Source organism: Pseudomonas sp. MWU12-2345, assembly GCF_023242385.1.
Lineage (GTDB): Bacteria > Pseudomonadota > Gammaproteobacteria > Pseudomonadales > Pseudomonadaceae > Aquipseudomonas > Aquipseudomonas gingeri_D.
On sequence record NZ_JALLJA010000001.1, the window covers coordinates 1170171 to 1195311 of the forward strand.

The window sequence follows — 25141 nt, forward strand, 5'->3', positions numbered from 1 at the left end:
TTCAGATGCCCTCCAGGACAGCGAGGATCCGCTTTTTGGATTCCTTACGCAGCTCGCCGAGCTTGAGCGCACTGACCTGTCGGCGGTTCTGCAGGTATTCCACCACCGCTTCCTGTACCAGCCGCTGGACTTCGGTGGCGCCCACCGGCAAGGCGTCGCTGATATCCCGTTCGAAGCGGCTCCAGGCGTGCTGCTGGGCGTCGCTCAGGGGCTGGCCCTGCTCGCGGGCGGCCAGCAGATCGGCGAACATCGCCAGCTCGCGCTCGGTATCCGGCTGGTCGGTGGAGGTGAGGCTGAAAAAGTCCGAGGTCAACAGTTGCTCGATGGTCAGTTGGCTGACGTTGGGCAGGCGGACCACCTGCTCCACCATCACCGGCCAATCACTGTCGGGATTGTCCTCGCTGGCGACCCTCTGCATGACGATCACCTCCCCCTCTCGCATGCCGCGCAGGCACAGGGGGTCGTGGGTGGTGGCGATAAAGGTCACGTTCGGCAAGGCGCTACGCAACGCGCCCATGATCTGGATTTTCCAGCGCGGGTGCAGATGGGCCTCGACCTCGTCGATCAGCACCACCGCCTGGGCGGTTTCCAGGCTCTCGAAGTAAGGGTTGATGCGCCGGTTCATCAGGCCCTGGATGATGTCGCAGACCATGGCCAGCACCGAGCGGTAGCCTGAGGACGCCAGGCTCAATGGGGTTCGGCACAGGGTCCGGCTACCGGCCGTGGCCGTGACGATCAGGCAGCGCTGGTTTTCAACATCACGCTCCATGACTTCGAACTCACCCTCGATGGAGAGGATATCCCGCAGGGCCCGCACCACGCTGTCGAACTCGACCGGTTTGAGGCTCAACAGCCATTTTTCCGGGTTGGACAACAGGGCCGTGGCGTCGAAAAGGTTGATGATCGATTTGCCCGGGCTGTAGCGCCGCACCTGTTTCTGGTATTGGCGGAAGGCACCGTAGGCAAAGACCGGTGGCGCGACGGGTGTGCCTTCGAGCCAGTAGTCGCCACCGGCGATGGTCAATTCCCGCTGACTGTCGTCCTCGAAGGTCAAGGCGACGGTAGCCGAGGTGCATCGGGGCATCTGCCCCGCGCCCAGCAGTTCGGGATCGAGGGGCAAAGCCGCAACGTCGACCGGCAATTGTGCCCGCGCCTCTTCGCTGCAAAGCGCCAGGGCCGTAGCTTCGAGGATGGAGCTTTTGCCGGCGGCGTTTTCACCCAGGATCAGCAGCGCTGGTCGAGCGGGCTTGACGTTCGGAATTGGGGTCTCTTGCGCGGGAGGCATCAGAAGCTCGAGTTGCTCGATCCCTTTGAAGTTTTTCAAGAAAATTGACACAAGCGAGGGAGACGCCAAGAGCGAACTCTGCCTCAATCGGAGTGGATAGAGAGTCCACTCCTGAGAGTACTTATCCAGTCTCATCTCGAGCCCTTCACGCCGAGAGTCGTAACCTTCGCTTCGAGCAATCGTGACGAAGTTTGCCAAAATATCCCCACGTGACAGAGATAAACGTTTCGATTTGACGGGCGCCAGTTCCTGAGCAATTCGACGACATAGCTGGTACCAAAGACCGCCGAACTCTAACTCCGCAAAGTTAAATATCGACAAAGATTCAGGGTCGGCGAGACGCATCATCCGAATCGTATGATTGATCAGCTCATCAAAATACGCTCCAAGCACGCTTCTGCGCCGCTCAATCAACTCGCTCCGATTGAGCTTGAAATGATCAATAGTTGCCTGTGTGCGCAGCTTCGACGCAAATAGCCTCCCAGTGAGGTCAGCATAAGGAAAGGCTTCAACGTTACTTTGCTCACAGGGATCCAGTAAGTCGTGCCGCTCTTGCAACGGAAAGTCGCGCCATAAACCTAGGTTTTCTGCCACATAATTCAGAAGTTGGTGTTTCCTAGGCAATGGCGCGCGCCGCCCTAAAACAGGAAAGTAATCCAGGCGTTCAGGCACACAGCCCTGACAAATCGAATAGATATTCTCCCAAGCATTGCTGAGCCAGATGTAATACAAATGGTCATCTGGTGTTTTCTGTGTGGAGATTGCCCCGGTACTTGGGCGAAATCGGTAAGGAAAGTTGCGGGTCATGCTTTCACAGAACGCACACTTGCCTCGGAAAAGCCGTCCAAGGCTGGTATGAACAGACTCATGATCCAGATTGAGATCAAGTCCCGGGGTGCGAGTCTGCGCTCTCTTCACCGGGTCCATAAGAAAGTAATCTGCCAGCGCTTGCCTGCTGGCAACGGCCTCCCGACTTTGCAAAAAACTCGGCGGTGGCACGGAACCACGATCAAAAAGCTGCATGACTCTCTTCCCTAAGCAGTCAGGGGAAAGCCTGTCGCCCTCCCCCAAAAGCACAGACTCTAAACGGCACCTCGGGAAAAGTGGAGCCGTTTCACACCGGCAGACTGTATCGAGCCAATACACCGGCAAAAAAAGCTCTTGCATGCATTGTATTACGGTATACCATAATACTTAAATCCTACAAAAAGCAGCTCCAGCCACCCGAGGACCGCCCCATGATCGATGCCGCCATCTACAAACAAGTCATGGGCTCGTTCCCGTCCGGAGTCACCGTGATCACCACCCTGGATGACGACGGCCAGGTGGTGGGCCTGACCGCCAGCGCCTTCAGTTCCCTGTCCATGGACCCGGCCCTGGTGCTGTTCTGCCCCAACTACAGCTCCGACTCCTATCCGGTGCTGATCAAAAACAAGCGTTTTGCCATTCATGTGCTGTCCGGCGGCCAGCAAAGCGAGGCCTATGCCTTCGCCCGCAAAGGCAAGGACAAGGCCCAGGGCATCCAGTGGACCTTGAGCGAACTGGGCAACCCGCTATTGCCCAATGCCAGCGCCATCATCGAATGCGAACTGTGGCGCGAGTATGAAGGGGGCGACCACGCGATCATGGTCGGCGCGGTGAAGAACCTGATCGTGCCGCGCCAGGACGCCGGGCCGATGATCTACTGCCACGGCAAGATGGGCACCCTGCCCGTTCTCGCCTGAGCCAGTACAACACTGCACAGGCGGTCCTTGCTTAAGGGCAATAAACAGTATTATGGTATACCAATAAATCAGCAGACAGACCTGCCGGCCAACAACAAAAGACCCGAGGTAAGCGTCATGAAGTTTTCCCTCTTCATCCATATGGAGCGTTGGGACGAAAGTGTCAGCCACCGCCAATTGTTCGAAGACCTCAGCGAACTGACCCTGATGGCCGAGGCCGGCGGCTTCAGCACCGTATGGATCGGCGAACACCACGCCATGGAATACACCATTTCGCCGAGCCCGATGCCGCTGCTGGCGTATCTCGCGGCCAAGACCAGCACCATTCACCTGGGCGCCGGCACCATCATCGCGCCGTTCTGGCATCCGTTGCGGGTCGCCGGGGAATGCGCCCTGCTGGACGTGATCAGCAATGGCCGGATGGAAGTCGGCCTGGCCCGTGGCGCCTATCAGGTGGAGTTCGACCGCATGGCCGGCGGCATGCCCGCCTCCTCGGGTGGCCAGGCACTGCGGGAAATGGTTCCGGTGGTGCGCGCCCTGTGGCAAGGCGACTACGCCCATGACGGCGATATCTGGAAATTCCCCACCTCCACCAGCGTGCCCAAGCCGATCCAGAAGCCCAACCCGCCGATGTGGATCGCCGCCCGCGACCCGGACTCCCACAACTTCGCCGTGGCCAATGGCTGCAACGTGATGGTCACGCCATTGATGAAGGGCGACGAGGAAGTGCTGGACCTGAAGAACAAGTTCCAGGCCGCGCTGGACAACAATCCCGAGGTGCCGCGCCCGCAACTGATGGTGCTGCGCCACACCCACGTGCATGCGGTCGACGATCCCGAAGGCTGGAAAGTCGGGGCCACGGCGATCTCGAAGTTCTATCGGACCTTCGACGCCTGGTTCGGCAACAAGCAGGTGCCGGTCAACGGTTTCCTGGCGCCGAGCCCGGAAGAAAAGTTTGCCGAACGGCCGGAATTCGCCCTGGAGAATATCCGCAAGAACACCATGATCGGCACCCCGCAGGAAGTGATCGAGCGGATCCGCTATTACCAGGAACTGGGGGTCGACGAGTTCAGCTTCTGGTGTGACAACAGTCTGCCCCACGCCGAGAAAAAGAAATCGCTGGAGCTGTTTATCCAACAGGTGGTGCCGGCCTTCCGTTGAGCCTCGCCAGACCGCGGGAGCACCGACCGGTTGCTCCCGCATCGCCGTGACCCGCTCGGGATCATGGCACCTTGCGTTCGAAAATCGCCCCCTCGATCCCCAGCACCTCGCGATTGTCCGAATAGATCCCCACGCCCTTCTCCCACACGGCCTTGATCGAATGGTCGGCACAGCGGATCCGGTAGTTGAGTTCGAACGCCTCCTGCCGCGACAAGGCATATTGCACCGCTCGCCAGACGTAATCGGCATCCTGCGGATGAATCAGGCTGTTGTAGGTGAAGTCATGGTTGTCCACCAGGCGCTGGGCCGGATAGCCGGTCAGTTGCAGGCAGCCGGCACTGACAAACTCCATCGTCCAATCCCGATTGTTGCGTCCGCGATAAATCAGTCCGGGCATGCTGTCCAGCAGGCTCAAGGTGCTGCGTTGACTGGCCTGCAAGGCAATTTCCCGACGCTTGTGCGCGGTGACATCACCGACTGCCAGGCAAAAGCCGTCGGCATTGCGCTTGAGATTGACCTCGAACCAGCGCAACTCCCCCGACGGGTGCACAAAACGCAAGCGCTGACTGAACGCGGTCTCGGGGCGGCGGCGCAACTCGTGGAGCGCCTGCCGCCATAACGGACGGTCCTCCTGGTGCACGTAGTCGATCAGCGGGCGCTGGGCCTGCGGCCGGTCCATCAAGGCGACCCAGGCGCTATTGAAGCGGGCGATCCGCGCATCGTCGCCCAGCTCCAGCAGGGCCACCGGGAAGCGGTCCAGTGCCGTTTCGGCCGGCTCGTTCAACAGCGATTCCAACAGTGATCCACGCTTGTCCATGGCTAATGACGCTCCTCTGGTCGCCCGCTACCGACGTTGTGCACCCACGCCGCCAGTTCCAGGCGTGAGTGCAGGCTCAACTTCTGCAGGAGATTCTTCACGTAGATCTTTACCGTTCCGTCGCTGATCCCCAATTCCCGGGCGATCTGCTTGTTGCTCATGCCGGCGGCAATCAGCGCCAGCGTCTGGCCTTCGCGCTCGGTCAGGCCGCCGGGGTCCGCCCGGTGTGGCGCCGGGGTGGACTCACCCTGCCCGGCCAGCAGCGAGACCAGGGTGTCGTCGAGGACAATCGCGCCCTTGTTGCAGTTGCGCATATAGGCCAGCAACGCATCGGGCTCGGTCTCCTTGAGCACATAACCATTGGCGCCCAGGCGCAGCGCGGCGAGCAACTCGCCACGGTCCATCGACGCGGTCAGCACCACGATCTGGCAGCCGAGGCGCAACTGGCGCAACTCGTCGAGTACCTGCAAACCGCTGAGGCCGGGCATGTGCAGATCCAGCAGGACCTGTTGCGGCGCCAGGCTCAACGCCAGGTTGATACCTTCCCGCCCACTGGCCGCCTGGCCCACCACTTCGAAATCCTCACTGGCGGCGAACAACTGCGCCAGCCCCTTGCGGAACAGCGGATGATCATCGATCAACAATAAGGTCGTGCAGTCCATTGAAACTCCCCTGGGGATCGTCTGGGTGGCGGGAAAGGCCAAGGTGCACGCGCACACCGTGGGGCCGGATCGGTTCGATGGAGAGTCGTGCGCCGATGCTGCTGGCCCGCTCACGAATGATTTCCAGGCCGAAATGGTTGTCTTCGCCACAGGCCTGGCTCAGCCCGATGCCGTCATCCTCCACCGCGACCGAGACCTCGCCCTCCTGGGTCTGGCGCAGTTCGATACGCACGTGCCGCGCATGGGAATGGCGCACCGCGTTGGCCAGGGCCTCGCGGATGATCTGCAGGATCTGCAATTCGGTTTCCGGGTTCAGGGCATCGTCGGCCAGGCGGTTGTCCAGTTCGAAGACAATGATGCAACGCCGGGAAAACTCCGCCACCGAGTCCGCCAGGGCCTGGCGCAGCGAACGCCCGTCCATGGTCAGGCGGGCACTGGTGATCAGCTCGCGGACCTGGCGCTGCAACTGGCTCAGGCCGCTGCGCAGCTCCCCCAGCGACGCATCCGCCTGGGCCGGCTCGCCCATGCGCGACTGCATCAGCCGCGCCTGGAATGACAGATAGCCCAACTGCTGGGCCACCGAGTCATGGAGCTCCCGGGCCAGGGCGCCGTGCTGGGAAGTGGCGTGTTTGCGCTGCTGCTCGCGCTTGTGCCGCAGCAGTTGCACCGTGACCCCGACCGCCCGCGCCGCCTCCTCCAGCAACTGGCGCAAGGTACGGCCGACCGGGCCCGGTGCATCGAGCAACAACAGGCCGCGCTGCGCGCTACCCACCTCCGGCAAGGCACAGAGCAGGCGGTGCGTACCGTGCCGGCGACACGCCGTGCAGGGCTGCGGCAACTCGCTCACCACACCGCCGCGCCAGGGGCAGTTGGCTTCGCCGTGGCACAGGCTGGTCAATTGTTTACGGGCCGGGCCCAGGTCCTCGTCACCGAGTATCAGGTTCAGGCGGTAACCGGGCAGCAGTGCTTCGAAACGGTCCAGCAGCCGTGGCCAGGCACCGTCAGCGTGCATCAGGCACAGCGGCAACTCGGCCAGCAGCCCGCGCACCTGGCGGACTTGCCCGGGGCTCACGCGCTGAAACCAGCGGACCCACCACTGTGGTCGTGTTCGCACTGTCGATGACTCCCCGTCCGGTTGCTCCGCCCTGACCACTGCTGAGCAACTTCCATGCCCCGCCGCCCAATAACGACGGGCTATCTCCAAAGAGGTACTGCTTTTTCCAGATTGAGTGGAAATTCCTTCTGGGAAACTATCTTCCCCAGCAAGAAACAAGTCAGCCAGGAAAATCACCATGATGGATAGACCCAGCGCCGCCCCCGACCGGCTTCACAGCCTCCCCGTCTACCGGGAACCGATGCCCCGCGAGGCGGCACGCCGGCACATCGTCGTCATGCAGTCGACGGCAGCCGGCGCGGCCTTTGTCGAAGGGCTCGACCAGCCGCTGCTGCTGAATGCCCAGGGCAGGGATTTTCCCTTGCAGCTCACTGGCGTGCTGGCGGATGCCAGCGTCGGCTGTCACCTGTACATCCTCGGCGACGAAGCCTTTATCTGGCTGGTCCATGGCCAGGCCCGCAACGCCGGGCTGCACGACGACGAAATCGACATGATCCTCTCGGCCCCCGGCAGCCGCCGGGTCTATTGCGTGCATTGCGGACTGACCCAGGCCGCCGGCGTGGCGGACCGTTTCAACTGCATCGGTTGCCAGGTGCAACTGAGTGTCCGTGCGCACTTTTCCAGACGCCTGGGGGCCTACCTCGGGGTCTGCGACGACGCCGACCGCCCCTACGCCGGAGCCCACCCATGAGCACGCCGTTGCAAGTCAGGGTCAGCGCGGCGCGCCTGCTCACGCCCCTGGTCCGTGAATTCACCCTGGAGCCTTGCACCGGCACCTTGCCGGGCTTCTCTTCGGGCAGCCACGTGCAAGTTCACCTGCCCCTGGGCGAACGGACCCTGCGCAACGCCTACTCGCTGACCGGCGACCCGTCCGATCACCGTCACTACCGTATCGCCGTGCGCCTGCAAGAGACATCGCGAGGCGGCTCGCGCTACCTGCACCAACAGGTCGAAGTCGGCGACACCCTGATCCTCTCGCCGCCAGCCAATCTGTTTGCCCCGCACTCGACCGCGCGACTACACATCCTGATTGCCGGCGGCATCGGCATCACCCCGTTCATGGCCTATCTCGACGCCCTGCAACGGCGGCAGGCGGATGTCGAGTTGCACTACCTCTACCGGCCGGGCCTGACCGATGCCTATCTCGACGAGTTGCAGGAACGCCTGGGGCCGCGCCTGCATCGTTACGCCGCCGGCACACCTTGCGACCTGTCGACGATCCTGCGCGGCCGGCCCCTGGGCAGCCATGTCTACACCTGCGGTCCGCAGCGCCTGCTCGATGCGGTACGGGAAACCGCAAGCCGCCTCGGTTGGCCCGCCAGCCGCGTGCACTGGGAAGCCTTCAGCGCCGCGCAGCCCGGCCGGCCCTTCGAACTGGAACTGGCCCGCAGCGGCCGCCGCCTTCAGGTCAGCGCCGGACAGAGCCTGCTCGAAGCCCTGGAAAGCGTCGGTATCGCGCCACCCAGCCTGTGTCGTGGCGGGGTCTGCGGCCAGTGCATGACCCGCCATCTGCACGGCGAAATCGAACACCGCGACAGCTTCCTGAGCCGTGCCGAACAGGCCGAGTTCCTTATGCCCTGCGTGTCCCGCGGTTGCGGCCCGCGGGTTTTGCTAGATCTCTAGGAGTCGACCATGTCCGTTCAATTCAGCCCACTCCAGACCTACCGGGAGCCCTTCAGCTTCCGCAACAGCCCCAAGGCCATCCAGCGCTTTCCGTTCCCCTTCAGCGAGGACAGTTACCTCTATTCGGTGAATATCGAACCGGCGAACTCGAAGGACCCCGGCTCGATCTACGAACACTGGTTCGATATCGACGAGCACTACCGCTCGGAAATGGCCGAACGCGCCCGGGTCCTGGACCAGGACCCACGCCGCTACCTGGTAATGCCGCATATGCAGGAAGCCGCCTGGGACGCCCTGGAAATGCTGATGGAAAAGCTCGCCGCCGATTATCCGCAGTGGTTCGAACTCGACTGCGACGGCTTGAACTGGCACTGGCGCAACAAGGCCCTGGCGATCGACCAGCGCTTTATCTTCGGCGACGCCACGACCTTGCCGTGCGAACCGCTGGAGTTCATCACCCGCCAGGTCCAGGGCGATTTCGCCCTGCTCGACCAGCGCGACGGCGACCTGTTCATGGACGCCGGCATGGTCACCAGCCCGGCGGACTGGTCGCTGGCCTTCGATGCCGGCATGAGCTTCAAGCAATGGCATTCGCCGGTGCCCATGGCCCACCAGATGGGCATCTTCGAGCGGGCCCTGAAATACCTGCTCAATGTCCCGGTGGGCCAGCCGGTGCGGCGCCTGAACTGGACGCTGACTATCAATCCGCGCCTGGACTCCTCGCCGGAAACCTTCCACGAATGGGGCGCCGACCGCGGCAGTGTCACCGCCGAAAACGCCGGTCGCCTGGTGCACCTGCGGGTCGAACTGCAACTGATGGCGCGCCTGCCCCGCAGCAACGGCCTGATGTTCAGCATCCGCACCTACCTGATCAGCCTCGACGAACTGGTCAGCCAGCCCGGCTGGGGCTGCCGCCTGCACCGCGTGCTGCGCGACCTGCCGGAGCCGATCGCCGACTACAAGGGCATGACCCGCTACCGAGAGACCCTGGTCAAGTGGCTGAGCCGCTGCGACCCCGACGCCTGACCCCTTACCCACTCTTTGACCGACAAGGACCTGCATATGGCTCATTCATGGCGCATTTCCGCACTCGCCGAGCGCCACCGCGCACTCGGCTCGAACCTGGAAGACTGGAACGGCATGGGCACCGCCTGGACCTACGCCAGCGACCTCGCCGATCACCACGAAGCGATCCGCACCCGGGCCGGGCTGATGGACGTGTCCGGGCTGAAAAAAGTCCATTACGTCGGCCCTCACGCCGAGAGCCTGCTGCAATGGGCAACCACCCGGGACATCAGCAAGCTGTATCCGGGCAAATCGGTGTACGCCTCGATGCTCGACGAGGAAGGCAAGTTCGTCGACGACTGCATCGTCTACCGCACCGGCCCCAACGCCTTCATGGTGGTCCATGGTGCCGGCAGCGGCCATGAAATGCTGGTGCGTTCGGCCCAGGGCCGGCAGGTCGCGGTGCTGTTCGACGACGATCTCCACGACCTGTCGCTGCAAGGCCCGCTGGCGGTGGATTTTCTTGCCGAGCACGTGCCCGGCATTCGCCAGCTGCCCTACTTCCACCACCTGCAGACCCGGCTGTTCGAGCGCCCGGTGATGATCTCGCGCACCGGCTATACCGGCGAGCGCGGCTACGAAATCTTCTGCAAGGCCGCCGATGCGCCCTTGCTCTGGGACCAGATCCTGGAACAGGGCGCGAGCCTGGGCATCATTCCCTGCGCCTTTACCGCCCTGGACTGGTTGCGGGTGGAAAGTTCGCTGATGTTCTTTCCCTACGACAACTCGCAGATGTATCCCTTCGCCGACGAGAAGCCCGGCGACACCCTCTGGGAAATGGGCCTGGAGTTCACCGTCTCGCCGGAAAAGCGCGACTTCCGCGGCGCCGAGGAACACCGCCGCCTGCAAGGCCGCGAGCGCTTCAAGATCACTGGCCTGCTGCTGGACGGCGTCCGCGCCGCCGAGGCCGGCGACACCCTCTGGCAAGGCGGCCAACAGGTCGGCGTGGTCACCTGCGGCATGTATTCGCGCTTGAGCAAACGCTCCATGGCCATCGCCCGCATGAACGTCGCCTGCTCCGTGCCCGGTATCGCCCTGCAAGTGCGCGGCAGCCTGGAAACCGGCGCCGTCAGCCACGCGCTGCCCTTCGACGATCCGCAGAAAACCAAACGCACCGCCAAGGGCTGAGCCACCCCGGGAGTTTCCATGGACCATCCAGAGCCACACTACATTCTCAAGATCACCTGCCCGGCCACCTCCGGCATCGTCGCGGCGGTCACCTCCTGCCTGGCCGGGCAGAACTGCTACATCAGCGAGCTGGCGCAGTTCGACGATGAGTTCACCGGGCGTTTCTTCATGCGCGCGGTGTTCCGCTTCAACAAAGGTTCGAGCGCCGACGTCGGCGCACTGCGCGAAGGCCTCGGTGGCCTGGCCGGCGGCTTCGACATGCAGTGGGAGCTGTTCAGCGGCGCCGAACCGACGCGAGTGCTGCTGATGGTCAGCAAGTTCGACCATTGCCTGACCGACCTGCTCTATCGCCACCGCAAGGGCGAGATGGACATGACCATCACCGCCGTGGTCTCCAACCACCTGGACCTGCGGCCGATGGCCGAGCGCGAGGGCATCCGCTTCATCTACCTGCCGATCACCAAGGACACCAAGGCCGGGCAGGAAGCCGAGCTGCTGCGCATCGTCGAGGAAACCCGCACCGACCTGGTGGTGCTTGCCCGCTACATGCAGATCCTCTCCGACGACCTGTGCCGCAAGCTGTCAGGCCGGGCGATCAATATCCACCACTCGTTCCTGCCGGGGTTCAAGGGTGCCAAGCCCTATCACCAGGCCTACGACCGTGGCGTGAAGCTGATCGGCGCCACCGCCCACTACGTCACCAGCGACCTGGACGAGGGCCCGATCATCGAGCAGGAGATCCAGCGGGTCGACCACACCCACCGGCCCGATTCCCTGGTCGCCATCGGCCGCGACACCGAAACCGTCGCGCTTTCCAAGGCCCTGAAATATCACCTGGAACACCGGGTCTTCATCAACCAGGACAAGACAGTGATCTTTCGCTGAGCGCCGACCCCATCATTACGAGGCACGATCATGACTTTACGCGTGGCAATCATCGGCGCCGGCCCTTGCGGCATGGCGCAACTGCGAGCCTTCCAGTCGGCCCGTGACAAAGGCGCCGAGATCCCGGAACTGGTCTGCTACGAAAAGCAGAGCGACTGGGGCGGCATGTGGAACTACACCTGGCGCACCGGCCTGGACGAAAACGGCGAACCGGTGCACGGCAGCATGTACCGCTACCTGTGGTCGAACGGCCCCAAGGAGTGCCTGGAGTTCGCCGACTACACCTTCGAAGAGCATTTCGGCCGACCCATCGGTTCCTACCCGCCGCGGGAAGTGCTCTGGGACTACATCAAGGGCCGCGTGGAAAAAGCCGGGGTGCGCCAGTACATTCGCTTCAACAATGTGGTGCGCCAGGTCAGCTTCGACGCCGACAGCGGCCGCTTCACTGTCCAGGCCCATGACTACAACCAGGATCTTCAGACCGAGGAAAGCTTCGACTACGTGATCAATGCCTGCGGCCACTTCTCCACGCCCAAGGTCCCGTACTTCGAGGGTTTCGAGCAGTTCGCCGGACGCATCCTGCACGCCCATGACTTTCGCGAGGCCCTGGAATTCAAGGGCAAGGACCTGCTGATCGTCGGCAGCAGCTATTCGGCCGAGGACATTGGCTCGCAGTGCTACAAATACGGCGCCCGGAGCATCACCAGTTGCTACCGCAGCGCGCCGATGGGCTACCAATGGCCGGTCAACTGGGAGGAAAAACCGCTGCTGCAACGCCTGGAAAACAACCGCGCCTATTTTGCCGACGGCAGCAGCAAGCACATCGACGCGGTGATCCTCTGCACCGGCTACAAGCATCACTTCCCGTTCCTGCCGGACGAACTCTGCCTCAAGACCGACAATCGCCTGTGGCCGATGAACCTGTACAAGGGCGTGTTCTGGGAGCCCAACCCACGGATGATCTACCTCGGCATGCAGGACCAGTGGTACTCCTTCAACATGTTCGACGCCCAGGCCTGGTATGCCCGCGACGTCATCCTCGGGCGCATCGCCTTGCCGTCTCACGCCGAGATGGTCGCCGACAGCCGGCAATGGCACGCACGCGAGCAGACCCTGGAAACCAACCAGCAGATGTTCGAGTACCAGGGCGCCTATATCCAGCAACTGGTGGACGCCACCGACTACCCCGATTTCGACATCGCAGCGGTCAACGACACCTTCCTGCACTGGAAGCACGACAAGGCCGAAAACATCATGGGTTATCGCGACAAGTCCTACCGTTCGCTGATGACCGGCACCCAGTCGCCGCCCCATCACACACCCTGGCTGCACGCGCTGGACGACTCCATGGCCGCCTACCTCGGCGAACCGCCCACCTCGATCCAGTCGGTTGGCTGACAGGGGAGTCGCAGCATGAACGCACCACGTGTTTCGCATCCCCGGGAGCCCGGGCTGTTTGCCCGGGCGCCGGCGCAGGAACGTTATCGGGTGGCCGCCGGCGGCGTCAGCCTGGTGGCCCTGGAGCCCGGCGACACCTTGCAGGTGATCGACGTCGAAGGCCTGCAATCCTGCGAGCTGCTGGCCCTCGCGGCGAACGGCCACAGCGCCCTGGCACAATGGGCACTGGCCGCCACGCCGGGCGGCGAGTTTATCGCCGGGCAATTGGCTGAGCCGAGCCTGCACAGCCGACGCATTCTCCAGGCCTTGCACAAACGCGGTATCGATCTCCGCTCACTGCCCCGCGCCGCCTCACTCTGGGGCGACGACAGCGCAGCCGGGCACAGCCGCCGCTTTGTCGCCAGTGATCCGCTGCTGGTGCTGGTGGCCGCCCCCGCCAGCCCCCACGCCGTCGACCGGCAATACCGGCCCAGCGAACTTCGCCTGGTGGTCGAGCGGGCCAACCCGTCGCCGCTGTGGCTGCCCGAACTGCCGGAACCCTTGGGCGAACTGGTGGACGAGTTCACCGTGCGCGCCGGCAGCGCCCGCGGCTACACCGTCGCCAAGGGCCAATATATCCAGGTGCTGGATGTCGCCGGCCGGCAATGCTCGGACTTTGTCGCCTTCGACCGCCGGGCGCTGGAGCGCGGTCAGGAACTGGACCTCGACCAGACCGTCACCCGCACCTTGAACGGCAGTGCCTACCCGGCGCCCGGGCTGTTCTCGAAGTTCTTCGACCGGCAGTTTCAGCCCATGCTCGAAGTGGTGCGCGACACCGTGGGCCGTCACGACGCTTTCGCCCTCGCCTGCGCCGCCCGTTATTACGAAAGCCAGGGCTATTTCGGGCACGACAACTGCAGCGACAACCTCAGCCGCGCCCTCGCCCCCCATGGCGTAAAAGCGCGCGCCGGCTGGCCGGCGATCAACTTCTTCTTCAACACCGCGATCGACGCCCACCAGCAGATGACCCTCGACGAACCCTGGTCGCGCCCCGGCGACTATGTACTGCTCAAGGCCATGAACGACCTGGTCTGCGGCAGCTCATCGTGCCCCGACGATATCGACCCGGCCAACGGCTGGAACCCGACCGACATCCATATCCGCGTCTACAGCGAACAGGAGCGTTTTTCCATCGCCATGAGCACTCGAACCACGGCGGACGCCGACCCGATCCTGACCCGTGAATCGGGCTTCCACAGCCGCACCAGCGGCCTGACCGGCAGCTTCACCGACTACCGCAACTGGTGGCTGCCCCTGCGCTACGACGGTTTCGGTGCCATCGACGAATACCTCGGCTGCCGCGAGCGCGTGGCGGTGATGGACCTGACGGCCCTGCGCAAGTTCGAGATCCTCGGCCCGGACGCCGAAGCCCTGTTGCAGTACTGCCTGACCCGCGACGTGCGGCGCCTGGCGGTCGGCCAGGTGGTGTATTCGGCGATGTGCCACGAGCACGGCGGCATGCTCGACGACGGCACCCTGCTGCGCCTGGGGCCGGATAATTTCCGTTGGATCTGCGGCGAGGACTATGCCGGCACCTGGCTGCGGGAACAGGCGGCGAAGCTGGGCATGAAGGTCTGGGTCAAGTCCGCCAGCGAGCAGATCCACAACCTGTCGGTCCAGGGTCCGCTGAGCCGCGAACTGCTCAAGCAGATGGTCTGGACCCCACCGACCCAGCCGGACCTGGAAAGCCTCGGCTGGTTCCGCTTCCTGGTGGGGCGCCTGGACGGCTACGACGGTTGCCCGCTGATGATTTCCCGCACCGGCTACACCGGCGAGCTGGGCTATGAGGTCTGGTGCCAGCCCGAGGACGCCGGGCGGGTCTGGGACCGGATCTGGCAGTTGGGCCAGCCCCTGGGCATCGTCCCCCTGGGCTTGGAAGCCCTGGACATGCTGCGCATCGAAGCCGGGCTGATCTTTGCCGGCTACGAGTTCAGCGACCAGACCGATCCATTTGAAGCCGGGATCGGTTTCAGCGTGCCGCTCAAGAGCAAGACCGACGACTTCATCGGTCGCGACGCGCTGCTGCGGCGCAGCGCCCATCCCAGCCACAAGCTGGTGGGCCTGCAACTGAGCGGCAATGAAGGTGCCCACCATGGCGATGCGGTCTATCGCGGTCGGGCCCGGGTAGGAGTCATCACCAGCGCCTGTCGCTCGCCACTGCTGGGCAGCAATATCGCCCTCTGTCGCGTCGATGTGGCCTGCGCCGAGATTGGCATGGAGCTTGAGGTCGGCAAGGTCGATGGCCTGCAGAAGCGCATCAGCGCCACGGTCACGCCCGCAATCTTCTACGACCCGGACAAGAGCCGGGTGCGCAGTTGATAGGAATAACGAACGGTTACGCCAACTGACTTTGACTGCCCAACGCCCCTCCACTCAGACATGGGAATACAAAGATGGAAGCGACGACGTTCGAGACCGTACCGCCGGCCACCGCCGCGGTCGGCAGCCTGCACCGCAAGATCGATTGGCGCGGCGCCTTCTGGGTCGCCAGCGGCGTGCCCGCGCTGGTGCTGTTCTCCATTGGCGCGATTGCCGCCACCGTGGGCAAACCGGCCTGGATCGTCTGGATCGTGTCGATCCTGTTCGGTTTTATCCAGGCCTTCACCTATGCCGAAATCGCCGGGCTGTTTCCGCACAAGTCCGGCGGCGCCTCGGTCTACGGCGCCATCGCCTGGGTCCGCTACAGCAAGCTGATCGCCCCGGTGTCGGTGTGGTGCAACTGGCTGGCCTGGTCGCCGGTGCTGGCCATCGGTTCGGGACTGGCCGCCGGCTATATCCTCACCGCGCTGTTTCCGGCGGACGCACTGATCAACACCTGGCAGTTCACCCTGCTTGACCTGGGCTGGGTCAAGAGCGGCCTGTCGCTGCGCATCAACGCCACCTTCGGTATTGGCCTGCTGATCCTGCTGGGAGTGTTCGCCGTGCAGCACGGCGGCATCCTGCGTTCGGCGCGACTGACCCTGGTGCTGGGCGCCACTTCGCTGATTCCGCTGCTGCTGGTAGGTGTGGTGCCGCTGCTTACCGGCGACGCGGCGCGGGTCAACTTCCTGCCGTTGTTCCCCCTGGCCCACGACGCCGCCGGACAGGTGATCGACGGGCCCTGGGATATTTCCGGCTGGTCGCTGATGGCCGGCGGCCTGTTCATGGCCGCCTGGTCGACCTACGGCTTCGAGACCGCCGTGTGCTATACACGGGAATTCAAGGACCCCAAGCGCGACACCTTCAAGGCGATCTTCTACGCGGGCCTGCTCTGCATCCTGGTGTTCACCCTGGTGCCGCTGGCTTTCCAGGGCAGCCTCGGGCTCGGTCAACTGGTGACGCCGGCGGTGCTCGATGCCAGCGGCACGGTGGTCACTCCCGCCGTCTACAGCGGCCTGCTGTCGCCGGCGATCTACAGCGGCATGGGCGTCGGCCAGGTCATGGCCGACAGCATCGGCGGCGGCAAGCTGGTGGCCAATATCGTGCTGATCATGCTGATACTGGCCACGCTGCTGGCGATCATGACCTCGATGTCCGGCTCTTCGCGCACCCTGTACCAGGCCTCGGTGGACGGCTGGTTGCCCAGGTACCTGGGGCGGACCAACGAACACGGCGCGCCGACGGCGGCGATGTGGACCGACCTGACGTTCAATATGCTGCTGTTGCTGATGTCCGACTATGTGTTCGTCCTCGCGGCGTCGAATGTCAGCTACATCATCTTCAACTTCCTCAACCTCAACGCCGGCTGGATCCACCGCCTGGACCGCCCGGACTGGGCCCGTCCGTACAAGGCACCGACCCTGTTGCTGGCGGCCGGCGGGGTGCTGAGCTTCGTCAATCTGGCTTGCATGGGAATGGGCGCGGATATCTGGGGCGCCGGTACGCTGTTCACCGGCCTGTTACTGGCGCTGCTGATCATTCCGGTGTTTGTCGTGCGCCATTACTGGCAGGACAAGGGCCGTTTCCCGGAAGCGATGCTGACCGACCTGCATATCCAGGCCGATGCCGGACTCAAGCGCGCGGGTATGCTGCCTTATGTCACACTGCTCGCCGGCGTGCTGGTGGTATATTTCTGCCACCGGCTGGTGGCCTGACCGACCTGAAGAACCCCAATGACCTGGCTGGCGCTACCAGCCGTCCAGGCTGAACCCGATCCCTGTAGGAGCCGGCTTGCTGGCGATGGGGCCAGTGAGCCTTGCATCGCCTGATCGGCCGCTATCGCCAGCAAGCTGGCTCCTACAGGTTTGGCGGTGTCTTCAAGTCCCCCATTGGGGCGAAGGCGCCTGGCCCCACTCTTTTTCCTATCCAGACCATGGTGACGCATTCGATGAATTCTTCCCTTGCACCGGCCCGTGACATCGACGGCAAGGCAATCGCCGCCCAGGTGCTCAATGAAGTCCGCGACGAAGTCGCGAACCTGGCCCGGCAAGCCATCTTCCCCGCACTGGCCGTGGTCCTGGTGGGCGACGACCCGGCCAGCCAAGTCTATGTGCGCAATAAATTGCTGCGCGCCGAAGAAGTCGGCATCCGCTCGCTGGAACATCGCCTGCCCGCAAGCACCGGCCAGGCCGAGCTGCTGCAACTGATTGGCGAACTGAATGCCGATCCGACAGTGAACGGCATCCTGGTGCAACTGCCGTTACCCGCGCATATCGAAGAAAATGCCGTGATCCAGGCCATCGACCCGCTCAAGGATGTCGACGGCTTTCACCGGGAAAACGTCGGCGGCCTGGTTCACGGCGCCGAAGTGCTGACACCCTGCACCCCCAGTGGCTGCATGCGCTTGCTGCAGGAAACCTGCGGCGATCTGAGCGGCAAGCACGCGGTGGTGATCGGTCGTTCGAATATCGTCGGCAAGCCGATGGCGACCTTGCTGTTGCAGGCCGATTGTTCGGTCAGCGTGGTGCACTCGCGCAGTGTCGATGCCCCGGCGTTGTGCCGGCTGGCGGATATTGTGGTGGCCGCTGTCGGGCGCCCACAGTTGATCGATGCCAGTTGGCTCAAGCCGGGCGCGGTGGTGATCGATGTGGGTATCAACCGGATTGAAACCGAGACCGGCAGCCGCCTGGTAGGGGATGTCGACTATGCCAGCGCCCGCCTGGTGGCCAGCGCGATCACCCCGGTACCGGGTGGGGTCGGGCCGATGACCATTGCCTATCTGATGAAGAACACCGTGATTGCCACACAGTTGCAGCAATCCCGATAGACGCTGGCGGTTGTGCTGTCCTCGCAGACGCCATCGCCGGCTTGCCGGCGATGCGATGTCAGCCGTTACACCGTTTCACCGGCCGGCACACCGGGTCCAGGCTCAATGGTTGTAAGCGCGCTCATTGTGCTCGGCCAGGTCCAGCCCCATCTCTTCCACCGACTCATCGGCGCGCAAACCGATCAACACCTTGATAACCTTGAGAATCACCCAACTGACGACAAAGCAGTAGGCCGTGGTCAGCGCCACCCCCTTGATCTGCGCCAGGACCTGCCCGCCCAGGGTCACGCCCTCCACCAGGCCGCCCATCGACGGCACGCAGAACACCCCGGTCAGCACCGCGCCGATCATGCCGCCGATGCCATGCAGTCCGAAGACATCGAGGCTGTCGTCATAGCCGAAGCGTCGTTTCAGCACGGTCACACTCAGGTAGCAGAACACCCCGCACAACAAGCCGATGGCCAGGGCACCGCCGACGCCGACATAGGCGCAGGCCGGGGTGATCCCCACCAAACCGGCCAAGGCACCGCTGGCCAGGCCCAGGGCACTGGGTTTGCCGACCTTGAACCACTCGGTGAACATCCAGCCGAGAATACCGGCACAGGCGCCCAACTGGGTATTGAGCATGACGATGCCCGAGAGCCCGTTGAGACCGCCGCCGGAACCGATATTGAAACCGAACCAGCCGACCCAGAGCATCGCCGCGCCGGCCATGGTCAGGCTCAGGTTGTGCGCCGGCATCGGCTCGTTCTGATAACCCTTGCGTTTGCCGAGGATCAGGCACGCGGCCAGGGCGGCGACGCCGGCGTTGATATGCACGGCGGTGCCGCCGGCAAAATCGAGCACGCCCCAGTTGTGCATCAGGGCCCCGGCCCCACCCCAGACCATATGCGCCACCGGCGCGTAGACCAGGGTGAACCAGACCGCCATGAACAGCAGCGCCGCCGAGAACTTCATGCGCTCGGCAAAGGCCCCGGCAATCAGCGCCGGGGTGATGATGGCGAAGGTCATCTGGAAGGTCACGAACACCCCTTCCGGGATATCCCCCACCAGGCTGTCGGGTTTCATTCCGGCCAGGAAGGCCCGGCTCAGGCCACCGACAAAGCTGTTGAAGGTCACCTGGCCGTCGATCATGCCGGTGGTGTCGACCACCATGCTGTAGCCGTAGATCACCCACAACACGCCGACCAGACCAGCGACACCGAAGCACTGGGTGAACAGCGAGAGCATGTTTTTTGCCCGGACCAGGCCGCCGTAGAACAGCGCCAGACCCGGCAGGCACATGAACAGCACCAGCACCGCCGCGGTGATCATCCAGGCGGTGCTGCCGGTATTGAGGGTCGGGGTGTCGGCTGCTTGAGCCACGGGTGCTATCGCACCGAGGGCCAGCAGCAGTAAAAGGGATTTGCCAGGTAGACGATTGACCATTATTGAAGCTCCTGCAAAAAGAATGGGGATGTCTGGCAGCGAGCAATGTGAGAGTGGACGGGCCTCGGGGCCTCTTCGAATGATGAACGTGCAAATACCGCCGTCCCTGTCAGGGCCCGTCACGGCTGAGCACGCTCTCTGCAGGAGCCAGCTTGCTGGCGATGAGGCCGGTGAGCCTTGCATCGTCTGAGCGGCCGCTATCGCCAGCAAGCTGGCTCCTACAGGTTTTTCGGCGTGTTCAAGATTCCATTGGAGTCTTGGTTCAGTAGCCCGAACCCGGAATCCACGACGTGCCGGCCAGCGGCACCCGGGCCATGGCCGCCGATTCCACGGTCAGGGCCACCAGGTCCTCGGGATCGAGGTTATGCAGGTGCGACTTGCCACAGGCCCGCGCCATGGTCTGCGCCTCCAGCACCAGCACCCGCAGGTAGTTGGCCAGGCGCCGGCCGCCTTCCACCGGATCGAGGCGCTTGGACAGCTCCGGGTCCTGGGTGGTGATCCCCGCCGGGTCACGACCGTTCTGCCAGTCATCGTAAAAGCCGGCCGCCGAGCCGATCTTCTTCAATTCCTCGTCCAGGCGCGGGTGGTTGTCACCCAGGGCAATCAATGCCGCCGTGCCGATCGCCACCGCATCGGCCCCCAGCGCCATGGCCTTGGCCACATCGGCACCGTTGCGAATCCCGCCCGAGACGATCAACTGCACCCTGCGATGCATGCCCATCTCCTGCAACGCCTGGACCGCCTGGGGAATCGCCGGCAGGATCGGAATCCCCACATGTTCGATAAACACTTCCTGGGTCGCCGCCGTGCCGCCCTGCATGCCATCGAGCACAATCACATCGGCCCCGGCCTTGACCGCCAGCTTGACGTCGTAATACGGCCGGCTGGCACCGATCTTCACGTAGATCGGTTTTTCCCAATCGGTGATTTCCCGCAACTCGGCAATCTTGATCGCCAGGTCGTCCGGGCCGGTCCAGTCCGGGTGCCGACAGGCGCTGCGCTGGTCGACGCCGATCGGCAGCGTGCGCATGCCCGCTACGCGCTCGGTGACTTTCATCCCCAGCAGCATGCCGCCACCGCCCGGCTTGGCGCCCTGCCCCAGGACGATCTCGATGGCGTCGGCCTTGCGCAGATCATCCGGGTTCATGCCATAACGCGACGGCAGGTATTGATAGACCAGGTGCTGCGATTGCCCGCGCTCTTCCGGGGTCATGCCGCCGTCACCGGTGGTGGTGCTGGTGCCGGCAATGGTCGCGCCACGGCCGAGGGCTTCCTTGGCATTGGCCGACAGCGCGCCGAAGCTCATGCCGGCGATGGTCACCGGAATCTTCAGGTGGATCGGCTTCTTGGCGAAGCGGTTGCCGAGAATCACATCGGTCCCGCACTTCTCCCGGTAGCCTTCCAGCGGGTAGCGCGAGACGCTGGCACCGAGCAGCAGCAAGTCATCGAAGTGCGGCAGCTTGCGCTTGGTGCCACCACCCCGGATGTCATAGATACCGGTCTCGGCGGCACGCTGGATTTCCTGGATGGTCAGGCGGTCGAAGGTGGCGGATTCACGCAGCACCGGAGTAGCGGCTTTTGGGTTAACAGGGTCGCTCATGGCAGTTCTCCTCGCGCGGATCAGTACGCGGACGCGTTATCGACTTTGAAGTTGTACAACTGACGGGCCGAGCCATAGCGCTTGAAGCTGGCGGGGGACTCGTCGAAACCGGCGCGGTTGAGCAGTTCCTGCAACTCTTCCAGGTGCTCGGCGCGCATCTCTTTCTCGACGCAATCCGACCCCAGGGACTGCACGCTGCCTTTGACATAGATACGGGTTTCGTAGAGCGAATCGCCCAGGGCATCGCCGGCATCGCCACACACCACCAGGCGTCCGGCCTGGCCCATGAAGCAGCTCATATGGCCGATGCTGCCGCCGACCACGATATCAATGCCCTTCATCGAGATCCCGCAACGGGCCCCGGCATCACCCTCGATCACCAGCAGACCGCCATGGGCCGTGGCTCCGGCCGCCTGGGAGGCGCTACCCTTGATCCGGACCATGCCGGACATCATGTTTTCCGCCACACCGACACCGGCATTGCCGTGCACGGTGATGCTCGCCTTCTGGTTCATGCCCGCGCAGTAGTAACCGGCATGGCCCTGGATATCGATGGACACCGCCTGGTTCACCCCCACCGCGAGGTTGTGCTTGCCGTTGGAATGGGTCACCACCCATTCACGGTCCTCTAGCTGATGGACCTGGTCATGCAGCGCCTGGTTGAGGTCGCGGACCGAGGCCGTGGAAAGATCGATGGTTTTCATGCAGGCACTCCTTAAGCTGATTCGCGTTCCCAGAGGTACAGGGTCGCCGGCGTCGGCTCCCAGACCTTGGCGTGTTCGATACCCGGCAGGCTCGACAGGGCCTGGTATTCCGAGGCCATGGCCACGTAGTCGTCGGTTTCGGCGATGATCGCCGGCTTGCACGCCACCGGATCGCGGATCACCGCGAAGCCGTTGCGGGTGCCGATGGCGAAGGTGAAGAAGCCATCGAGGTCGCGCAGTGAATGGTCCAGCGCCTGCTTCAGCGAGTCGCCCTGTTGCAGGCGCCAGGTCAGGTAACCGGCGGCCACTTCGGTGTCGTTGTCGGTCTCGAAATGAATGCCTTCGCGCTTGAGTTCCTGGCGCAGACGGAAGTGGTTGGACAGCGAGCCGTTGTGCACCAGGCACAGGTCCGCGCCAGTGGAGAACGGGTGACTGCCTTCCAGGGTCACCGCGCTTTCGGTGGCCATGCGGGTATGCCCGATAATGTGGCTGCCCTGCATGCCGGCCAGGCCGAAACGCCGGGAAATCTCCAGCGGCAGGCCCATGCCCTTGAGGATTTCGATGCTCTGTCCGGCGCTCATGATCCGCAGCGACGGCGCCAGCTCATTGAGCAGCGCCCGTACCGGAGCTTCAGTGGCCTGGATTTTCAGCACCACGGCACTGGCGTTCTGAAACCAGTCCAGGGAACAGCCCAGGCGCCCTTCCAGCTCGGCCATCAGTGGTTGCCAGTCGAAACCCTCAGTGGTCGCCTGCAAGGTCAGTTTGAGCCAGCCGTCGGCCACTTCATCACCGTAGATGGCAAAGCCGGCGCTGTCCGGGCCACGGTCGGTCATGGCCAGCAACATCGGCTCGAACAACTGGCCGAGCCGGGCTTCCAGCTGCGGATTTTTCAGGTAAAGTCCTACGATCCCACACATATCAAGTCTCCCTCGAAGACACAGGACGCCCGGTTTTCCCCCGACCGCCCGAATGGTTGTTGAAGCGGTCGGTCAGAAGAATTCGGTGTAGCGCTGGATTTCCCAGTCGGAGACATGGCGGCTGTATTCCACCCACTCCATGCGCTTGAGCTTGATGAACTCGCCGACGATTTGCGGGCCCATGACCTCGGCGAACAGCGGGTCGGCTTCGAGGGCGTCGGTGGCTTCCTTGAGCGATTGCGGCAAGGTCTTGATGCCCCGGGCGGCGATCTGCTCCAGGCTCAGGCTGTAGAGGTTTTCGTTGCAGACATGCTCGACTTCCAGTTGCCGGTCGATGCCGTCCAGGCCCGCGGCGATGATCGCGGCGCTGACCAGGTAGGGGTTGCAGCCGGCATCCGGCAGGCGGAATTCGAGGCGTCCGTAAGGCACGCGGACCATCGCCGAGCGGTTGTTGGCGCCGAAGGCGATAAAGGCCGGGGCCCAGGTCGCGCCGGACAGGGAGTTACCCACCACCAGGCGCTTGTAGGAGTTCACCGTCGGCGCGGCGAAGGCACACAGCGCCGGGCCATGGGCGAGCAGGCCGGCGGCGAAGTGATAGGCCAGCTTCGACAGGCCCATGCCGCTCGGGTCGCTGGCGTCATGGAACAGGTTCTTGTTCTCGGCGCTGGCGATCGACAGGTGAAAGTGCATGCCGTTGCCGGCCCGCTTCGGGTCGGGCTTGGGCATGAAGGAGCAGATCATGCCCAGGTCGTTGGCGATCTCGCCGGCAGCCATGCGGAAGAAGGTGAAGCGGTCGGCCGAGGTCAGGGCATCGCTGTAGGTGTAGTTGATCTCGAACTGGCCGTTGGCGTCTTCGTGGTCGATCTGGTAGACCTCGAAATCCACCGCTTGCAGCGACTCGGTCATGTGCTCGAGAAACACCCGGGAGCGCGACAGGCCCTTGTAGTCGTAGCAGGGCTTGTCGAGGTTGTCGCTGGCGTCGACCGCTTGCAGCTTGCCCTCGGCGTCACGGCGGAACAGGCTGAATTCCGGCTCCAGGCCAGTGTTGAGGGTCCAACCCTTGTCCTGCAGGCGCTGGACCTGTTGTTGCAGGACATAGCGGCTGTCATAGGGATGCGGTTGGCCGTCGACATACCCGACACAGACCACGCGGCCATACCCCGGCTGCCAGGGCACCGGCGTCAGGGTCGACAGATCGCCACGGGCCATGAAGTCCGGACCGTGGGGCTCCATGCCCATGCCGCAGATGGCGAAACCGGCAAATCCGGCCCCTTCTTCCGCCACCGTCTTGAGTCCGCACACCGGCACCGATTTGGTTTTTGCCGCGCCATGGATATCGACAAATTGCGCAAGCACGTACTTGATCCCGTGCTTGTCGATAAGGCGCTGGGTTTCTGCTGGCAACATGGGGTCTTCACTCCTCGTGAAAAGGCAAAGCGCTAGGGATGGAGTTGACGCTCTCAACCTTCTTTATTCCGCAGAAGAAAGTTAATTTCTCTTCAGGAATGCAAAGCCCTTGCCAAGTCCCGCCATGCCGAAATGCGACATCAGTGACCGCGCATTTGTGCTGTATATATGGGAAAATTGTTTTCCCTGTGGGAATACACCCCATTGGCGAGCCTCGCAGGTGCTCGCCTTGCACTTTCCTAGTGCGAAACTAATATTATTGAACAGAAACCGTGCAGGTCCCGATGAATATGCCGAACGAGCTCGAACCCCGCCTCAAGCTGGAGCAGTACCTGGGCATGCAGATCAAGCGCCAGCGCCTGGCCCAGGACCTGAAGCTGTCCGATGTGGCGAAGATCGCCGGCATCAGCCAGGGCATGTTGAGCAAGATCGAAAACGCCCAGGTGTCCACCAGCCTCGATACCCTGAGCCGCCTGTGCGACGTGCTCGGGCTGCCGATGTCCAAGCTGTTCAGCCAGTACGACCAGCAAGGTGGCAGTGCCCTGCTGGTCAAGGCCGACCAGGGCATGGAGGTGGTGCGCCGGGGCACGGAGAAAGGCCACACCTACCACCTGCTCAACCATACCCGCGGGCCGAAGAAGAGCTTCGAGGCGTATATGGTCAGCATGGATGACGCCAGCGAGGAGTTTCCGACCTTCTCCCATCCCGGCACCGAGTTCCTGCATCTGCTCGAAGGCGAGCTGATCTACCGCCACGGCAATCAGCTGTACCGCATGGAAGCCGGTGACAGCCTGACCTTCGAAGGCGAAGTGCCCCACGGTCCCGAGCAATTGGTGCAGGTGCCGATCCGCCTGCTGTCGATCATGAACTACGGCAACGGCAACGAATAAACCCGCCCCTCGCGCACGACGGCCAGAAACGCTGTCGTGCCGCCTGATATTTCCCACCAGTTAAAAAACTTTCAGAAACCTCTGGACGTCCCCCGCGCACTTCCCCTAT

At 63.4% G+C, this 25141-nt stretch carries 21 protein-coding genes; 12 read left to right on the forward strand and 9 right to left on the reverse strand.

Annotation, left to right across the window (positions count from 1 at the left end; translation table 11 throughout):
* Position 1: 1 nt before the first annotated feature.
* Positions 2 to 1285: an AAA family ATPase gene (locus M5C71_RS04915; protein WP_248767353.1), complete on the reverse strand. Its 1284-nt coding sequence runs from the start codon at positions 1283 to 1285 to the stop codon at positions 2 to 4.
* Between the two features lie 1238 nt (positions 1286 to 2523).
* On the opposite strand from M5C71_RS04915, the gene M5C71_RS04920 reads away from it, so the two are divergent.
* Both M5C71_RS04920 and M5C71_RS04925 read left to right on the forward strand, forming a co-directional pair.
* Complete coding sequence (locus M5C71_RS04920) at positions 2524 to 3009, forward strand: flavin reductase family protein (RefSeq protein ID WP_248767354.1); 486 nt, start codon at positions 2524 to 2526, stop codon at positions 3007 to 3009.
* Between the two features lie 117 nt (positions 3010 to 3126).
* On the forward strand, positions 3127 to 4170 hold the full coding sequence (locus M5C71_RS04925; protein WP_248746130.1) for an LLM class flavin-dependent oxidoreductase: 1044 nt from the start codon (positions 3127 to 3129) through the stop codon (positions 4168 to 4170).
* Between the two features lie 61 nt (positions 4171 to 4231).
* On the opposite strand, the gene M5C71_RS04930 is transcribed toward M5C71_RS04925, so the two are convergent.
* Genes M5C71_RS04930 through M5C71_RS04940 form a run of 3 tightly spaced genes read right to left on the reverse strand, consistent with a single transcriptional unit; the run spans position 4232 to position 6721 of the window.
* Positions 4232 to 4987 (reverse strand): PAS domain-containing protein, encoded by a 756-nt coding sequence (locus tag M5C71_RS04930; RefSeq protein WP_103499795.1) that lies wholly within the window; start codon positions 4985 to 4987, stop codon positions 4232 to 4234.
* A 2-nt stretch (positions 4988 to 4989) separates the two neighbouring features.
* Complete coding sequence (locus M5C71_RS04935) at positions 4990 to 5649, reverse strand: response regulator (RefSeq protein WP_177098734.1); 660 nt, start codon at positions 5647 to 5649, stop codon at positions 4990 to 4992.
* The gene (locus tag M5C71_RS04940) at positions 5618 to 6721 is read right to left on the reverse strand and encodes an ATP-binding protein (protein ID WP_247263226.1); all 1104 of its coding nucleotides are present in this window, start codon (positions 6719 to 6721) and stop codon (positions 5618 to 5620) included. Before M5C71_RS04940 ends, M5C71_RS04935 begins: the two co-directional genes overlap by 32 nt.
* Positions 6722 to 6941: 220 nt before the next feature.
* Here M5C71_RS04940 and M5C71_RS04945 point away from each other — a divergent pair, with 220 nt between their 5' ends.
* The 9 genes from M5C71_RS04945 to folD all read left to right on the forward strand — a co-directional run bounded on the left by M5C71_RS04945 (position 6942) and on the right by folD (position 18086).
* Complete coding sequence (locus tag M5C71_RS04945) at positions 6942 to 7454, forward strand: dimethylamine monooxygenase subunit DmmA family protein (RefSeq protein WP_248767355.1); 513 nt, start codon at positions 6942 to 6944, stop codon at positions 7452 to 7454.
* Positions 7451 to 8386 carry a PDR/VanB family oxidoreductase gene (locus M5C71_RS04950; protein WP_248767356.1) on the forward strand — a complete coding sequence of 312 codons (936 nt, stop codon included), beginning with the start codon at positions 7451 to 7453 and terminating at the stop codon, positions 8384 to 8386. The genes M5C71_RS04945 and M5C71_RS04950 overlap by 4 nt, the downstream gene beginning before the upstream one ends.
* Before the next feature lie 9 nt (positions 8387 to 8395).
* On the forward strand, positions 8396 to 9412 hold the full coding sequence (locus M5C71_RS04955; protein ID WP_248767357.1) for a DUF3445 domain-containing protein: 1017 nt from the start codon (positions 8396 to 8398) through the stop codon (positions 9410 to 9412).
* A 36-nt stretch (positions 9413 to 9448) separates the two neighbouring features.
* Complete coding sequence (locus tag M5C71_RS04960; protein ID WP_103499801.1) at positions 9449 to 10579, forward strand: aminomethyltransferase family protein; 1131 nt, start codon at positions 9449 to 9451, stop codon at positions 10577 to 10579.
* Positions 10580 to 10597: 18 nt separating this feature from the next.
* Complete coding sequence (purU, locus tag M5C71_RS04965) at positions 10598 to 11464, forward strand: formyltetrahydrofolate deformylase (RefSeq protein ID WP_177098740.1); 867 nt, start codon at positions 10598 to 10600, stop codon at positions 11462 to 11464.
* Between the two features lie 30 nt (positions 11465 to 11494).
* A complete protein-coding gene (locus tag M5C71_RS04970) occupies positions 11495 to 12862 on the forward strand; it encodes an NAD(P)/FAD-dependent oxidoreductase (RefSeq protein ID WP_248767358.1) in 1368 nt (455 codons plus the stop codon).
* Between the two features lie 15 nt (positions 12863 to 12877).
* Complete coding sequence (locus tag M5C71_RS04975) at positions 12878 to 15220, forward strand: aminomethyltransferase family protein (RefSeq protein WP_248767359.1); 2343 nt, start codon at positions 12878 to 12880, stop codon at positions 15218 to 15220.
* 74 nt (positions 15221 to 15294) lie between these two features.
* Entirely contained in the window at positions 15295 to 16974 is a 1680-nt protein-coding gene (locus M5C71_RS04980; protein ID WP_248767360.1) for an APC family permease, read from the forward strand.
* A gap of 233 nt (positions 16975 to 17207) precedes the next feature.
* A complete protein-coding gene (gene folD, locus M5C71_RS04985) occupies positions 17208 to 18086 on the forward strand; it encodes a bifunctional methylenetetrahydrofolate dehydrogenase/methenyltetrahydrofolate cyclohydrolase FolD (RefSeq protein ID WP_103495376.1) in 879 nt (292 codons plus the stop codon).
* Positions 18087 to 18188: 102 nt separating this feature from the next.
* On the opposite strand, the gene M5C71_RS04990 is transcribed toward folD, so the two are convergent.
* From M5C71_RS04990 to glnT, 5 genes are all read right to left on the reverse strand, one after another.
* The gene (locus M5C71_RS04990; RefSeq protein ID WP_248767361.1) at positions 18189 to 19514 is read right to left on the reverse strand and encodes an ammonium transporter; all 1326 of its coding nucleotides are present in this window, start codon (positions 19512 to 19514) and stop codon (positions 18189 to 18191) included.
* Positions 19515 to 19776: 262 nt separating this feature from the next.
* Entirely contained in the window at positions 19777 to 21114 is a 1338-nt protein-coding gene (locus M5C71_RS04995; RefSeq protein WP_248767362.1) for an FMN-binding glutamate synthase family protein, read from the reverse strand.
* Between the two features lie 20 nt (positions 21115 to 21134).
* Entirely contained in the window at positions 21135 to 21818 is a 684-nt protein-coding gene (locus M5C71_RS05000; protein ID WP_103495373.1) for a protein glxC, read from the reverse strand.
* A gap of 11 nt (positions 21819 to 21829) precedes the next feature.
* Positions 21830 to 22735: a glutamine amidotransferase family protein gene (locus tag M5C71_RS05005; RefSeq protein WP_248767363.1), complete on the reverse strand. Its 906-nt coding sequence runs from the start codon at positions 22733 to 22735 to the stop codon at positions 21830 to 21832.
* Between the two features lie 72 nt (positions 22736 to 22807).
* Positions 22808 to 24142, reverse strand: a complete 1335-nt coding sequence (gene glnT / locus M5C71_RS05010) for a type III glutamate--ammonia ligase (protein ID WP_248767364.1) — start codon at positions 24140 to 24142, stop codon at positions 22808 to 22810.
* Between the two features lie 290 nt (positions 24143 to 24432).
* Here glnT and M5C71_RS05015 point away from each other — a divergent pair, with 290 nt between their 5' ends.
* Complete coding sequence (locus M5C71_RS05015) at positions 24433 to 25032, forward strand: helix-turn-helix domain-containing protein (protein WP_177098893.1); 600 nt, start codon at positions 24433 to 24435, stop codon at positions 25030 to 25032.
* Positions 25033 to 25141: the final 109 nt, after the last annotated feature.